This window comes from Amycolatopsis bullii (assembly GCF_014654205.1).
Lineage (GTDB): Bacteria > Actinomycetota > Actinomycetes > Mycobacteriales > Pseudonocardiaceae > Amycolatopsis > Amycolatopsis plumensis.
In genome coordinates this window covers 95,119-108,636 of record NZ_BNAW01000008.1, presented here as the reverse complement: position 1 = coordinate 108,636, position 13,518 = coordinate 95,119, and the positions used below count along the sequence as shown (strand labels likewise).

Here is a 13,518-nt window from a genome sequence, read left to right as displayed (position 1 = left end):
TCCGGAGCCGGTTCCCCCGCTTACCCCCGCAGATCACCCGATCGGCCGCAGAACGGCCGGCGACCGTGGAAAACTCACGAACCCGCGGCCCGGTCAGGCGATCGTGCGCACCCGGCGGAGGGCGAAGAGCACGAGCGCCGCCGCCAGGAGCACGAAGATCCCGGCCTCGATGCCCTGGAAGAGCCAGAACCGGTCCCCCGGCTGGTACTGCACCCAGTTGGTCGCGCCGGGACCGGCGACGGCGTCCGGGCAACCACCGGGCGGGCAGGGGCCGAGCTGGGCGTTCGGCAGGACGAGGTCCCCGGCCGCGTTGCGGACGCCGACGTCCATCACCCAGTTGCCCGACGCCGGATTCGGCGTCTGCCCGCCGGTCGGCGCGAACGTGAGGCTCTGCGCGGGCAGGAACCGCGGCCGGGCGAGCACCTCGACCGCGATGCGGACGACCGCGAACCCGACCAGGGAGATCCCCATGGCGGGCAGGACTTTCCGCCAGTACGTCCCGGCGAAGACGCCCAGCGCCAGCGCGAACAGCGTGTACGCGACCGGGACGATCCCCTGCACGTCGAACGACAAGTAGCCCAGCCGGCCGTTACCCGCGCTGACCAGCGGCCGGAACCACCACGACACGCCCAGCGCATACCCGATCGCCAGCACCGTGGTCATCGCCCCGACCAGCCCGAACTTGGCCAGCGCCCAGTGCAGGCGGCTGACCCCCTGCGTCCACACCAGACGGTGGGTGCCCTGCTCGACCTCGCGGGCGACCAGTGGCGCGCCGAAGAACACCCCGACCAGCACCGGCAGCACCACGAACAGGACGGCGATGAACACCATGCCGCCGAACTCCTGCTGGAACTGGTGGCCGAGGCTTTCGCAGCGCGACACCGCGTCGGTCTGCGTGATCAGCGACGCGCTGCCGAGCGCTGCCCGGCAAGCGCCCAGGCCGAGGTTGTCGTACTTCGTGTGCATCGCCAAGCCCGTGGGCACCATGACCGCGGCGAGCGCAGCCAGGGCGGCGAGGGTGAACAGCGCCTGCTTGCGGTGCTGCCGCCAGATCAGCCAGATCACGCCGGCACCCCCCACGCGGACGCCGGGACGCGGGTTTCGGCGTCGACTTCGGCGAGGTGGGCCAGCACCACGTCTTCCAGAGTCACGTCATGCTCCGTCCACAGTGGATCAATCGGGCCGTCACCGCGGCGGACCAGCAGCGTCGACTGGCGTTCGGTGTGACTCACGCGGATCACTTCCGCCACCCCGGCGATGGATTCGCTGCCGGCCTGCGGCCCGGTGAGCGTGCAGTGGCCGGCGAGCAGTTCGTCGACCGGGCCCGCCAGCCGGACGCGCGACCGCTGGAGGACGATCAGGTGGTCGCAGCTGCGTTCGAGGTCGGCGAGGAGGTGCGAGGACAGCAGCACGGTCGTCTCGCTCTCGGCGACGGCGCCCATCAGCGTCTGCATGAACTCGCGGCGGGCCAGTGGGTCGAGACTGGCGATGGGTTCGTCGAGCAGCAGCAGCCGGGGTCGTTTGGCCAGCGCCAGTGCGAGGGCGACCTGGGCGCGCTGGCCACCGGACAGCTTGCCCACCGGCTTGTCCGGCGGGATGCCGAGCAGGCCCAGCCGGTCGCGGGCCAGCGCGGCGTCCCAGCGGCGGCGGTTGAGCTTACCGCCCATGGTGACCAGCTCCGCCGCGGTGAAGTCGCGGTAGAGCGGGGTGTCCTGCGCGACGAACCCGATGTCCGGGAGCGCCTCCCGCGGCGTCCGCCCGAAGACGCGCACCTCGCCCGCGTCGGGTTTCAGCAGGCCGACGGCCAGGTGCAGCAGCGTCGTCTTGCCCGCGCCGTTCGGGCCGACCAGCGCGGCGATCCGCCCGGCAGGCACCGCCAGCGCGCAGTCGCGCAGCGCCCAGGTGCGGCCGTAGCGCTTGCCCAGCGCCTCGGCTTCCACCGCCAGTTCCATTCCGGACTCCCTACGACAGGTCGTGCGGCACCCGGGTGCCGCGGATCGTGGTTTCGATGAGGGCGGCGACGTCGTCGGGCGACATCCCCGCGGCTTCGGCGCGTTCCAGCCAGGCCACCAGCTCGTCGCGCAGCTGCGCCTGGTGGCCCAGCGAGGGCCCGGCCAGGCTGCCGGTGACGAACGTGCCCACCCCCGGGCGGCCTTCGGCCAGCCCCTCCAGCACCAGTTCGCGGTAGGCCTTGAGCACGGTGTTCGGGTTGATCGCCAGCGCCTCGGCCACGTCCCGCACCTTCGGCAGCTGGTCGCCGGGCCGCAGCAGCCCGACGCGCAGCGCCTGCTTCACCTGGACCACGAGCTGCATGTACGTGGCCACCCGGGAACGGCCGTCGAGCACGAACTCGATCACCCTGCCACCCTCCTAATGTCTTACGACATTAAGACAACACCTCCCGGTGCGCGCCTGTCAAGGCATAGGGTCGGGAGCCGAGAGGCACACCGGCACCGGGAGGCAGGCATGGCGTTGTTGGACGAGCTCGGCAAGGCGATCGCGGGCGGGGCGATCGAGATCGTGGATCTCACCGCTCCCCTGAGCCCGAGCACGCCGATCCTGCGGTTGCCGGAGCCGTTCGCCAACACGATCCCGTTCCGGCTGGAGGAGATCAGCCGCTACGACGAGCGCGGCCCGCGGTGGTACTGGAACGACATCCACACCGGCGAGCACACCGGCACCCACCTCGACGTCCCGGTGCACTGGGTGTCCGGAAAGGACGGTCACGACGTCTCGCAGGTGCCGTTGAAGACGCTGGTGGCGCCCGCGGTCGTGCTCGACTTCTCCGCCCGGGCGGCCGAGGACCCGGACTTCCTGCTCTCCATCGACGACGTCCGCGCCTGGACGGCCGAGCACGGCCCGCTGCCCGACGGCGGCTGGCTGCTGTACCGCACCGGCTGGGACGCGCGCAGCGGTGACCAGGAGGAGTTCCTCAACGCCGACGAAGCCGGCTCGCACACCCCGGGCGTCTCGCCCGAGTGCGCGCGGTGGCTCGCCGAGGAAGCGCCGATCACCGGGCTCGGCGTCGAGACGGTCGGCACCGACGCGGGGCAGGCGCCGGGCCTCGAGCCGATGTTCCCCTGCCACGAGCTGCTGCTGGGCGCCGGGAAGCACGGCCTGACGCAGCTGCAGAACCTCGCGTCGCTGCCGCCGACGGGCGTGCTGCTGCTGGTCTCGCCGCTGCCGATCGTCGGCGGCTCGGGCAGCCCCGCGCGCGTGCTGGCCCTGGTGGAACGGTGAACGTCGCCGAGCTCGTCGGCCGGACCCTGGCGGGCCTCGGCGCCGGCACGGCGTTCGGCGTGGTCGGCAGCGGCAACTTCGAGGTGACCAACGCGCTGCGGGCGGGCGGTGTCCGGTTCGTCGCGGCCCGCCACGAGGGCGGCGCGGCGAGCATGGCCGACGCGTACGCGCGGATGAGCGGGAAGGTGTCGGTGCTGTCGCTGCACCAGGGGTGCGGGCTGACCAACGCGGTCACCGGGATCACCGAGGCGGCCAAGAGCCGGACGCCGATGCTGGTGCTCACCGCCGACTCCGCGGCCGCGTCGGTGCTGTCGAACTTCCGCATCGACCAGGACGGCCTCGCCACGGCGGTCGGCGCGGTGCCCGAGCGCGTGCACTCGGCCGCGAGCGCGGTGGCCGACACGGTGCGAGCGTTCCGGACGGCACTCCAGCAGCGCCGGACGGTGGTGCTGAACCTGCCGCTCGACGTGCAGGCCGAACCGGCACCCGCCGAGCCTTCGCTGCCGGTGCTCGCCGGCCCCGCCCCGGTGCGGCCGGACACCGCGTCGGTGGCCGCTCTCGCGGACCTCCTGGCGGCCGCCGAGCGGCCGGTGTTCGTCGCCGGCCGCGGCGCCCGCTCGAGCCGGGAACCGTTGCGGGAGCTGGCCGCCCGGTGTGGCGCGCTGCTCGCGACGTCCGCGGTGGCGCACGGGCTGTTCCACGACGACCCGTTCGCACTGGGCATCTCGGGCGGCTTCGCCTCCCCGGCGGCGGCCGAGCTGATCGTGGGCGCCGACCTGGTCGTCGGCTGGGGCTGCGCGCTGAACATGTGGACGACCCGCCACGGCAAGCTGCTCAGCCCGCACGCGAAGCTGGTCCAGGTGGACGTCGAGCAGGCGGCGCTCGGCGCCCACCGCCCGATCGACCTGGGCGTCGTCGGCGACGTCGCGTGCACCGCCGCGGACGTGCTCGCGCTGACGCCGTCGCACCAGGGCTACCGCACGGACGAGGTGGCGGCCCGGATCGCGGCGGGCCGGTGGAACGACGTCGAGCACGAGGACCTGTCGTGCGACGGCCGGATCGACCCGCGCACGCTGAGCAGGCTGCTGGACGAGCTGCTCCCGGCCGAGCGGATCGTCTCGATCGATTCGGGCAACTTCATGGGCTACCCGAGCGCGTACCTGTCGGTGCCCGACGAGCAGGGGTTCTGCTTCACGCAGGCGTTCCAGAGCATCGGCCTGGGCCTGGGCACGGCGATCGGAGCGGCCTTGGCCCGCCCGGACCGCCTGCCGGTGCTGGGCACGGGCGACGGCGGGTTCCACATGGCACTGTCCGAACTGGACACGGCGGTCCGCCTGGGCCTGCCCCTGGTGGTGATCGTGTACAACGACGCGGCGTACGGCGCGGAGATCCACCACTTCGGCGACGCGGACATGACCACGGTCCGCTTCCCCGATTCGGACCTGGCGGCCATCGCCCGCGGCTTCGGCTGCACGGGCGTCACGGTGCGCTCGGCCGCGGACCTGTCCCCGGTGCGCGACTGGCTCGCCGGGCCGCGCACGAGCCCGCTGGTGATCGACGCCAAGATCGCCGACGACGGCGGATCGTGGTGGCTGGCGGAGGCCTTCCGCCACTGACCCACCCTTGACACGGTCCCGGCAGCCCTGGATGCTGACCGAGTTGTCTTACAGTCGTAAGACAGTGGGGGAACCATCCGAGGAGCTCAGGTGCGACTCTTCTTGGCCGTACTCGCGGCCGCGGTCTTGCTCGTTTCACCGGCGGACGCGGGCCAGCGGCGCCCGGACCCGGCGACGGCGCTGCTGGCGGCCTTCGACAGCCACGCGATCGTGGCGAAGTCCAGCCCGGACGTCGGAACGTTCGTGTTCGACCTGATCCGCGACCCGAGGTTTCCGGGCCGGGTGAACGACATAGCGGTGGAGTGCGGCAACGCGCGCCTCCAGCCGTTGCTGGACGCGTACACCGCGGGCGTCCCGGTCCCGGAGATCAGCAGCGTGTGGCGGGACACCACGCAGCCGAGCTGTGGGTTCTCGACGTTCTACGAGCAGCTGTTCGCCCTGGTCCGGCAGGTCAACACCGCCCTGCCGGCGTCGCGAAAGATTCGGGTGCTGGCCACCGACCCGCCGGTCGACTGGAGCCGGGTTCAGTCGCCGGCGGACCTGGAGCCGTTCCTGGATCGGGACGCCTCGATCGCCTCGGTGGTGAAGACGCAGGTGCTGCAGAAGAACCGGAAGGCGTTGCTGCTGTTCGGGTTGGGCCACTTGACGCACGACGGAGGCAGCGCAGCGGTGGCGCGCCTGGAACGCGAGTACCCGGGCGCGGCGTATGTGGTGGCGGACCACCGCGGGTTCACCGCCGACAACGCGCGCCTCGAGCAGCGGCTGGGTTCGTGGCCGCAGCTGGTGCCCCTGCAGGGTTCGTGGCTGGGATCGCTGGAGACGACGTTCTTCCCGGTCAACCGGGACTACCCGCCGGGAACGCGTGGCTATCCGGGCGTGGACGCGTACCTGTACGAAGGGCCGGCGGATCTGTTGCTGCGCGAGCCGCTTTCGGCCCGGGCCGTCCTGGACACGGGGTACCTGGCGGAGCTCCGCCGCCGCGCCACGGCGATCGATGCGCCGCCGGATTCGATCGAGTGGCCGGAGACGTTCTTCGAGCGGGAGCGGACCTCGGGCGTCCTCCTGCGTGGCTAGCCCAGCCGCGCAGGGTGTTCCGGCACCCGATGGGAAACCCAGACGTTGGCTTCGACATAGACGGCATAATCATCCACAGTGGACACCAAAACCGGAGCAAGGGCCCCGGGGACGACCGCCGGACCATCCCGATCGAACGGCAACCCGGTCCACTCCCGCCAGTCGGCCAACGGGGCCTGCACGGTAGCCGAGCAAGAAGCGACCCCCTCGATCACGCCCCCGGCCCGAACATGAGTACGCAGCCACCGATCGACGGGCAGCCCATCCGGCCGGACAGCAGAGGCGTAGTCCCCCATGGAAACCAACGGAACCGAAGCCTTGTCGGGCGGCCGGACAGGAATGACAAGCGACGAAAGCCCCGCCGCGGCAACAGCATCCCGCATACCGGCGAGCACGGCCGAAGAGAGCCCACGCGCCTGGCACGAAGGATGCACAGCGATTTCCAGAGCACCAGCGGTATCAGGCGCAACCCCGTCGAGGGCATCCTCGGCAGCCCACACGGCCACCTCGTCCCACCCCCGAGCCGGAAAGGGCGAACGCTCCCGGAACGGCACCATGACGCCCCGCGCCACCGGCGAACCACCCTCCAGCAGCGCCACCACCAGATGGGGCCACCGCCGGGCCAACCGCCGCCTCCGTACCAGCAGGCTCGTCAGGCTGCCCTGCATGAACCGCGGCGATCCCGGAGGATAAGGGATCGCATACACCGCCTCGACGAGGTCCGGCCGCTGCGCCAGCGTCACGATCTCCATGTCAACGCGACCAGGATTCCAGCGCGATCAACGTCTTGGTCCCCGTCACCTGGTGGTGCCGCCGGATCTCGTCGATCGTCTTCTGCAGGTGGGCCATGTCCCGGACGCGCAGCCACACCAGCGCGTCCGGGTCGCCCGCGATGGTGAACACCGCCTGGGCCTCCGGCATCCGCGTGGTCGTGTGGAGGATCTCGTCGACCTTCGTGTTGCCCACGAACCGCAGCTCGGTGAACGCCTCGATCCCCCAGCCCAGTTTGGCGTGATCGACCTGGACGGTGAACCCCGTGATCACCCCGCTGTCCCGCAGCCGGTCGATGCGGCGCTTGACCGCCGCCGTGGACAGCGTGACCCGGCCGGCGATGTCGGACAGCGTGCGGCGGGCGTCCTCGCGAAGCAGGCCCAGGATCTCGCGATCGGTGGCGTCGAGCAGCTCTTCGGGCATGCGCGGGAGCGTAACTCGGCGCAAAAATTCGCGCAAAATCTTTCCGCGACCCGCTGATTTTTGCGTCCTGGATCCCATAGCGACACCTCCTGTTGCGTCACTGTGGCGCACGTCGCATCGTGCCCCGAAACGAAGGCGAAGGGAGCCCCGCCGTGGAGACGTTCACGCTGGAGGACCGCTATCTGCGGGAGGCCGGGACCGTGCACCTGACCGGGGTGCAGGCCCTGGTCCGGCTGCTGTTCGACCGCGTGCGCCACGACCGCGCCCGCGGCGGCGACCCCGCCGTCTTCGTCTCCGGCTACGAAGGCTCGCCGCTGGCCGGCTACGACCTCGAACTCGGCCGCCGCGCGACGCTGCTGGAGAAGCACGACGTCGTGCACCGGCCCGGCCTCAACGAAGAACTGGCCGCGACGTCGGTCATGGGCAGCCAGCTCGTGGCGGGCGCCGGCGGGCGGAGGGGTGTCACCGGCTTCTGGTACGGCAAGGCACCCGGTCTCGACCGCGCCACCGACGCCCTGCGCCACGCCAACCTGGCCGGCACCGACCCGCGGGGCGGCGCCGTCGCGCTCGTCGGCGACGACCCGAACGCGAAGTCCTCCACCGTGCCGTGCGCCTCCGAGCTCGCCCTCGCCGACCTGGCCGTCCCGGTGCTCTTCCCCGCCGACGCCCAGGACGTCCTCGACCTCGGCATGCACGCCGTCGAGCTGTCGCGGGCCAGCGGGCTGTGGACGTCGCTGAAGATCGTCGCCAACGTCGCGGACGCGTCCGGGACCGCCACCGTGAGTCCCCGGTGGACCGCACCGGAAATCCGGAACGCCTACCGCCACACGCCCACGTCACGGCTGCTCGGCACGAGCCTCGCCGAGCTGGAACGCAGCCTCTTCACCGTCCGCCTCCCGCTGGCCCTCGACTACCTGCGCGCGAGCACCGTCAACCGGATCACCCGGCGCGGACCGGCCGACCGGATCGGCATCGTCACCGCCGGCAAGTCCTACCTGGACCTCCAGCAGGCGCTGCGCACCCTCGGCCTGCACGACGGAGACCACGGCATCCGCATCCTCAAGCTCGGTGCGATCCACCCCCTCGAACCGGCGATCGTCCGCGAGTTCGCCGAGGGCCTCGACGAGATCGTCGTCATCGAGGAGAAGCGCGCGTTCGTCGAAACCGCCCTCAAAGAGGTCCTGTACGGCGTGGCGAACGCGCCCAGGATCATCGGCAAGAAGGACCGCGACGGCCGCACGCTGTTCACCGAACTCGGCGAGCTGAACCCGGACGGCATCGCCGGTGGACTGGCGAGGATCCTGCCGGAAGGCCTTCCCTCGGTCGAGGCCTACCGGGGACGCCGCCGCCGCGAGCGCATCGCCGTCCCGCTGCTCGCCCGCACGCCGTACTTCTGCTCGGGCTGCCCGCACAACTCGTCGACGAAGGTGCCGGAAGGCACGCTCGTCGGCGGCGGGATCGGCTGCCACACCATGGCCCTGTTCATGGAACCCGACCAGGTCGGCACCGTCCTCGGCGTGACGCAGATGGGTGGCGAAGGCACCCAGTGGATCGGCATGGCCCCCTTCGTCGACGCCGAGCACTTCGTCCAGAACATCGGTGACGGCACGTTCACCCACTCCGGCAGCCTCGCCGTGCGCGCGGCCGTCGCCGCCGGCGTCAACATCACCTACAAGCTCCTCTACAACTCGGCCGTGGCGATGACCGGCGGCCAGGACGCGGTCGGCGGGCTGCCCGTCGAGAAGCTCGCTCAGTTGCTGCTCGTCGAAGGCGCGAAGCGGGTCGTGATCACCAGCGACGCCCCGGCGAAGCACCGGAAGCTGCCCGCCGGTGTCGAGGTCCGCGACCGCAGCGAACTCCTGCGCACGCAGGAGGAACTGGCCGCGATCAAGGGCGTCACCGTGCTGATCCACGAGCAGGAGTGCGCGGCCGAAAAGCGCCGGAAACGCCGCCGCGGCAAGCAAACCGCGCCCGCGACGCGCGTGGTGATCAACGAACGCGTCTGCGAGGGCTGCGGCGACTGCGGCACCAAATCGAACTGCCTGTCCGTACAGCCGGTGGACACCGAGTTCGGCCGCAAGACCGCGATCCACCAGTCGTCGTGCAACGTCGACTACTCCTGCCTGGCCGGGGACTGCCCGTCGTTCGTCACCGTGGTGCCGTCCGGGAAGAAGCGACGCCGGAAGACCGCCGAGCTGGCCGCCGACGCCGTCCCGGCGCCGGAAACGCCGAAGACCGACTTCACCGTGCGGATCACCGGGATCGGCGGCACCGGCGTGGTCACCGTGACCCAGATCCTCGCCACCGCCGCGGTGCTCGACGGGCGGCACGTCCGCACGCTCGACCAGACCGGGCTCGCGCAGAAGGGCGGCGCGGTCGTCTCCGACCTCAAGGTGACGGCGGTACCGGTCGAGCAGGCCCCGAAGCTCGCCGCCGGCGAGTGCGACCTCTACCTGGCCTGCGACGCGCTGGTCGGCGCGGACGCGGCGAACCTGGTGGTCGCCGACCCGGCCCGCACGATCGCCGTCGTCTCCACGACCGAGGTCCCGACCGGCCGGATGGTCGTCGACACGACGGTGTCCTTCCCGGACCCCGGCCGCGTGCTCGCGCCCCTGGAAGCCGCGGCGGAGCGCACGGTGTCGCTGGATGCGCGCGGCCTGGCCGAGGAGTTCTTCGACGACGACCAGTTCGCCAACGTGCTGCAGCTCGGCGCGGCGTTCCAGACCGGCGCGATCCCGCTGCCCGCGTCGGTGATCGAGCGCGCCATCGAGCTGAACGGCACGCAGGTCGCCGCGAACCTGCAGGCGTTCCGCCGGGGCCGCCTGCTCGTGGCCGAGCCCCCGGCGGACGCCCCGGAGCCCGCGCCGAAGAAGCCGCACGCGATGCGCGCCCTGGTGCACGCCGAGCCCGGCTCCGAACTGGCGCGGCTGCTCGACGTCCGCATCCCCGACCTGATCGCCTACCAGGACAAGGCCTACGCCCGCGCGTACGCGGAGTTCGTCGAGCGGGTGCGGGTGCTGGAAGGCGGGCCGACGGAGATCACCGAGGCGGTCGCGAAGCACCTGTACAAGCTGATGGCCTACAAGGACGAGTACGAGGTGGCGCGGCTGTCGCTGGACCCGGCGTTCACCGACGGGCTCGCGGAGCAGTTCGGCGCGGGCACGAAGTACGCCTACCGGCTGCACCCGCCGGTGCTGCGGGCGCTCGGGATGCAGCGCAAGATCACCCTCGGTCCGTGGTTCCGGCCGGCGTTCCGCCTGCTGCACGCGCTGCGGCGGCTGCGCGGGACCCGCTTCGACCCGTTCGGCCGCGCCGAGGTGCGCAAGGTCGAGCGCGAGCTGATCGAGGACTACCGCAGCGTGGTCCTGCAGGCGTTGCACGCCGGGGACGCCGGCCGGGCGCGGATCTTGGCCGAGCTGCCCGACCTGGTCCGCGGCTACGAAGACGTCAAGCTGGCGAACGTGGCCCGGTACCGCGAAAAGCAGGCCGAAGTCCTCACGCCCGCAGGTAGCTGAGCATCGCCTGGGCACCGTCGGGGACGCGCAGCTTCGTGCTGACGTCCCCGGCGTGCCGCCGGGCCGCGGCGGTGCCGATGCCGAGCAGCCGTCCGATCGTCGGTACCGAATGGCCCTCGGCCAGCAAGGCCACGACCTCGCGTTCGCGCTCGGTGAGCGTCGCCACCGGGTCACCGGGCCGTGGCCGGGCCAGCTGGACGGCCACCACGTCCCGGTCCAGTACCGTGCCGCCCGCGGCGACCTGCCGCAGGGCGTCGAGGAACTCCTCGGGCTTGCCGACGCGCTCCTTGAGCAGGTACCCGGCTCCGCCGCCACCGGCGGCCAGGAGGTCGCCCGCGTAGCCGTCTTCGACGAACGCCGAAAGCGCGAGGATCGCCAGGCCGGGCGCCCGGCGCCGGGCTTCGAGGGCGGCACGGAGCCCTTCGTCGGTGTACGTCGGCGGCATCCGGACGTCGACGACGGCCAGGTCCGGTGCCATCGTCTCGACCGACGTCAGCAGGTCGCCGGGGTGGTCCACGGCGGCGGCGACCTCGAACCCCTCACTGCGCAGGAGCAGCACCAGCCCTTCCCGCAGCAGGGCGTCGTCCTCCGCGATCACGATCCGCACGGCGGCTGCCTCCTCGCGTCCCCGTCGCTCCTGTCTGGATGCACGGATGCGCGGGGGAAAGCGTTCAGCTCTGGCCGGACCAGCCGCTCAGCCGGGTCAGCAGGCGCTCCAGGACTTCCGGGTCCGCGGCCACCGGGTCACCGGAGACGGGCTCGTCGACGAGCGTCCGGCGCTCCTGGCGCCGGGGCAGGCGCACCTGCCGCGCGGTCATCCCGCCCGGCAGCGGCAGCTCGCACCAGGTGGTGCGGCCGCCGCCCTCGGCGGGTTCGACGCCCAGCCGCTCGCCGGGCCGGGCCTGCGGGTCGGGCCGCCCGGGGACGTCGTCGTCGACCTCGATCGAGAGCACCTCGGCGCGCAGCCGCAGCCGCAGCGTGACGAACGCGGGCGCTTTCGGGTCGCTGGCGTCGACCACGGCCTCGACCAGGCGTTTCGCGGTGGCGGTCACCTGCTCCAGCATCGGCAGCAGGGACCAGTCGGTGAGAATCAGGCGGACGAACAGCTCGGTGACCGGCAGCGCGCTGGGCTGCGCGACGAGCCGGATGTCGTCCATCTGGGAGGTGTGCGCGCTCAAACCCGACCTTCCTCGCCCCGGGTGCGGCTTGTGCCCGCACCACGTCAGTCCGCCCGCCGCGGCACGGTACCGCCCGGGCCGGGCGGTACCGCCGTCGGGTGGTGCGAGGCACCCTCGTCGATCAGACCCGGGCCGGGACCCACAGCTCGTCGATGGCGCGTTCCGCCGCGGCCAGGCTCTCTTCGGCGAGCGGGATGAGTTCCGCCAGGGCCGGGCGGACCGGCGCCAGCGTCAGCTCGGCGGTGATGAAGCGCGGCTCCAGGCCGGTCAGGGAGACGCCGTGGGGCAGCCACTGCTCGGCGTGGTCCCAGCCTTCGCGGGGCGTGCCTTCGCCGTAGCCGCCGCCCCGGCTGGCCAGCACGACGAACTCACGGCCGCCGAGCAGGCCCGCGTTGGTTTCGGGGTCGATCGACAGGCCCGGGGCGATCAGGTGGTCGACCCAGGCCTTGACGCTGCTCGGCGGCCCGAAGTTGTACAGCGGCAGGCCCAGCAGCACGGTGTCGGCCGCCTTGACCTCCTCGACGAGTTCGACCGTCCGCGCCCAGGCCGCCGCCTGCTCCGGCGTGTGCTCCGCGGGTGGCACCCGGCCGGCCAGCCCGCCGGCCGCGTCGATGTGCGGGATCGGGTTCGCGCCCAGGTCGCGGTAGGTGACGGTGCCGTCCGGGTGCGCTTCGCGCCACGCCGCGGCGGCCCGCGCGCTGAGCCGCCGGCTCACCGAGGCGTCGCCCTGGATGCTCGAGTCGATGTGCAGGAGATGAGCCATGTCGTTAGCCGTCCATAGATCGTTGGTGTGAGACAAACTATTGATAGCACATCGACCATTGGACTGCCCATATACTGGGCGCATGACCTCGCTTCCGGTCGTCAACCAGCCCCCGCACCGCTGCGGCGCGCTGATCGACCACCTCGCGCGCCGGCTGCGGCTGCGCAGCGAGTCGGTGCTGGCCCCGCTCGGGCTGCGGCCCCGCCACCTGATCGCCCTCACGGTGCTGCGCGACGCGGGCGGCAGCTCGCAGCAGGACCTGGCGAAGATCCTGGAAATGGACAGCACGAACGTCGTCACCCTGCTCAACGAGCTGGAGACCGAGAACCTGATCGAGCGGCGCCGGTCGCCCGAGGACCGCCGCCGTCACCTGGTCGACCTGACCGACGTCGGCGCGAAGCTGCTGGCGCGCGCGGAGTTCGCCCTGACGGCGGTCGAGGACGAGGTGTTCAGCGGGCTGAGCGACGAGCAGCGCGAGACGCTCTACACGCTCTTGCAGCAGGCGACGAGCAAGACGGGCGTGGAAGCCTGCCGGGAGACGCCGCCCTGCTGAACGGTCAGGCGCCGTCGGTGACCACGGCATTGCTCCGCTGGGCGGCGAGCACCCGGCTCTTCAGGACGACCTCGAACTCCTGGCCGACGTTGTGCCGGGTCCCCTCCGCCCAGGAGTCCGCTCCGGCATCGGTGGAGGAAAGCACCAGGACGGTTCCGCCCGTCGCGGGGTCGAGGCCGGCCTCCCCCGAGCCCACCTCCGCACCGCTGAGGAACCCCGGGCCGAGGACGTACCGGGTGCGCCGGGTCGTCACGGCCGTCCAGGTCATCAGGCTGTTCCGGCGCGCAGGAGAGCGCTCGCGCGGCGGCCTCCTCAGTGCCCGGGTTCATGCTCTGCCGCCGGACCGGCCGGAACCGCAGCTGCGTCCCGTCCTTGCCGGAGGCTC

General features: G+C 72.1%; 14 protein-coding genes. 5 read left to right on the top strand and 9 right to left on the bottom strand.

Annotation, left to right across the window (positions count from 1 at the left end; genetic code table 11):
- Positions 1-93: 93 nt before the first annotated feature.
- The 3 genes from IE317_RS13215 to IE317_RS13205 are packed head-to-tail and all read right to left on the bottom strand — an operon-like array spanning position 94 to position 2,358.
- On the bottom strand, positions 94-1,065 hold the full coding sequence (locus IE317_RS13215) for an ABC transporter permease (protein WP_191309769.1): 972 nt from the start codon (positions 1,063-1,065) through the stop codon (positions 94-96).
- Positions 1,062-1,952 (bottom strand): ABC transporter ATP-binding protein, encoded by an 891-nt coding sequence (locus IE317_RS13210; protein ID WP_191309767.1) that lies wholly within the window; start codon positions 1,950-1,952, stop codon positions 1,062-1,064. The genes IE317_RS13215 and IE317_RS13210 overlap by 4 nt, the downstream gene beginning before the upstream one ends.
- A gap of 10 nt (positions 1,953-1,962) precedes the next feature.
- Positions 1,963-2,358, bottom strand: a complete 396-nt coding sequence (locus tag IE317_RS13205; RefSeq protein WP_191309765.1) for a GntR family transcriptional regulator — start codon at positions 2,356-2,358, stop codon at positions 1,963-1,965.
- Between the two features lie 108 nt (positions 2,359-2,466).
- Between IE317_RS13205 and IE317_RS13200 the strand changes: the two genes are divergently transcribed.
- The 3 genes from IE317_RS13200 to IE317_RS13190 all read left to right on the top strand — a co-directional run bounded on the left by IE317_RS13200 (position 2,467) and on the right by IE317_RS13190 (position 5,930).
- Positions 2,467-3,240, top strand: coding sequence for a cyclase family protein (locus IE317_RS13200; RefSeq protein WP_191309764.1), 774 nt, complete (start codon positions 2,467-2,469; stop codon positions 3,238-3,240).
- Complete coding sequence (locus tag IE317_RS13195; RefSeq protein ID WP_191309762.1) at positions 3,237-4,856, top strand: thiamine pyrophosphate-binding protein; 1,620 nt, start codon at positions 3,237-3,239, stop codon at positions 4,854-4,856. Before IE317_RS13200 ends, IE317_RS13195 begins: the two co-directional genes overlap by 4 nt.
- Positions 4,857-4,946: 90 nt before the next feature.
- On the top strand, positions 4,947-5,930 hold the full coding sequence (locus tag IE317_RS13190) for a hypothetical protein (protein ID WP_191309761.1): 984 nt from the start codon (positions 4,947-4,949) through the stop codon (positions 5,928-5,930).
- Here the strand turns inward: IE317_RS13190 and IE317_RS13185 are convergent.
- Both IE317_RS13185 and IE317_RS13180 read right to left on the bottom strand, forming a co-directional pair.
- Entirely contained in the window at positions 5,927-6,682 is a 756-nt protein-coding gene (locus IE317_RS13185) for a hypothetical protein (RefSeq protein ID WP_191309759.1), read from the bottom strand. The genes IE317_RS13190 and IE317_RS13185 overlap by 4 nt on opposite strands.
- Position 6,683: 1 nt before the next feature.
- Positions 6,684-7,124 carry an Lrp/AsnC family transcriptional regulator gene (locus tag IE317_RS13180; protein WP_191309757.1) on the bottom strand — a complete coding sequence of 147 codons (441 nt, stop codon included), beginning with the start codon at positions 7,122-7,124 and terminating at the stop codon, positions 6,684-6,686.
- Between the two features lie 152 nt (positions 7,125-7,276).
- Between IE317_RS13180 and IE317_RS13175 the strand changes: the two genes are divergently transcribed.
- Positions 7,277-10,639: an indolepyruvate ferredoxin oxidoreductase family protein gene (locus IE317_RS13175; RefSeq protein ID WP_229902685.1), complete on the top strand. Its 3,363-nt coding sequence runs from the start codon at positions 7,277-7,279 to the stop codon at positions 10,637-10,639.
- On the opposite strand, the gene IE317_RS13170 is transcribed toward IE317_RS13175, so the two are convergent.
- From IE317_RS13170 to IE317_RS13160, 3 genes are all read right to left on the bottom strand, one after another.
- Positions 10,620-11,246 carry a response regulator gene (locus IE317_RS13170; protein ID WP_191309754.1) on the bottom strand — a complete coding sequence of 209 codons (627 nt, stop codon included), beginning with the start codon at positions 11,244-11,246 and terminating at the stop codon, positions 10,620-10,622. The two genes, IE317_RS13175 and IE317_RS13170, sit on opposite strands and share 20 nt — an antisense overlap.
- Before the next feature lie 64 nt (positions 11,247-11,310).
- Entirely contained in the window at positions 11,311-11,817 is a 507-nt protein-coding gene (locus IE317_RS13165; RefSeq protein WP_191309752.1) for an ATP-binding protein, read from the bottom strand.
- Between the two features lie 121 nt (positions 11,818-11,938).
- On the bottom strand, positions 11,939-12,580 hold the full coding sequence (locus tag IE317_RS13160) for an FMN-dependent NADH-azoreductase (RefSeq protein ID WP_191309750.1): 642 nt from the start codon (positions 12,578-12,580) through the stop codon (positions 11,939-11,941).
- A gap of 82 nt (positions 12,581-12,662) precedes the next feature.
- Between IE317_RS13160 and IE317_RS13155 the strand changes: the two genes are divergently transcribed.
- Complete coding sequence (locus IE317_RS13155) at positions 12,663-13,133, top strand: MarR family winged helix-turn-helix transcriptional regulator (RefSeq protein WP_191309749.1); 471 nt, start codon at positions 12,663-12,665, stop codon at positions 13,131-13,133.
- A gap of 4 nt (positions 13,134-13,137) precedes the next feature.
- On the opposite strand, the gene IE317_RS13150 is transcribed toward IE317_RS13155, so the two are convergent.
- Positions 13,138-13,401 (bottom strand): SecDF P1 head subdomain-containing protein, encoded by a 264-nt coding sequence (locus IE317_RS13150; RefSeq protein ID WP_191309747.1) that lies wholly within the window; start codon positions 13,399-13,401, stop codon positions 13,138-13,140.
- Between the last annotated feature and the right edge of the window lie 117 nt (positions 13,402-13,518).

Excerpts from the sequence above, each read along its gene's own strand:
- IE317_RS13155 (WP_191309749.1), top strand. The coding sequence starts at position 12,663 with ATGACCTCGCTTCCGGTCGTCAACCAGCCCCCGCACCGCTGCGGCGCG.
- IE317_RS13200 (WP_191309764.1), top strand. The coding sequence starts at position 2,467 with ATGGCGTTGTTGGACGAGCTCGGCAAGGCGATCGCGGGCGGGGCGATC.
- IE317_RS13210 (WP_191309767.1), bottom strand. The coding sequence starts at position 1,952 with ATGGAACTGGCGGTGGAAGCCGAGGCGCTGGGCAAGCGCTACGGCCGC.
- IE317_RS13180 (WP_191309757.1), bottom strand. The coding sequence starts at position 7,124 with ATGCCCGAAGAGCTGCTCGACGCCACCGATCGCGAGATCCTGGGCCTG.
- IE317_RS13160 (WP_191309750.1), bottom strand. The coding sequence starts at position 12,580 with ATGGCTCATCTCCTGCACATCGACTCGAGCATCCAGGGCGACGCCTCG.
- IE317_RS13185 (WP_191309759.1), bottom strand. The coding sequence starts at position 6,682 with ATGGAGATCGTGACGCTGGCGCAGCGGCCGGACCTCGTCGAGGCGGTG.
- IE317_RS13150 (WP_191309747.1), bottom strand. The coding sequence starts at position 13,401 with ATGACCTGGACGGCCGTGACGACCCGGCGCACCCGGTACGTCCTCGGC.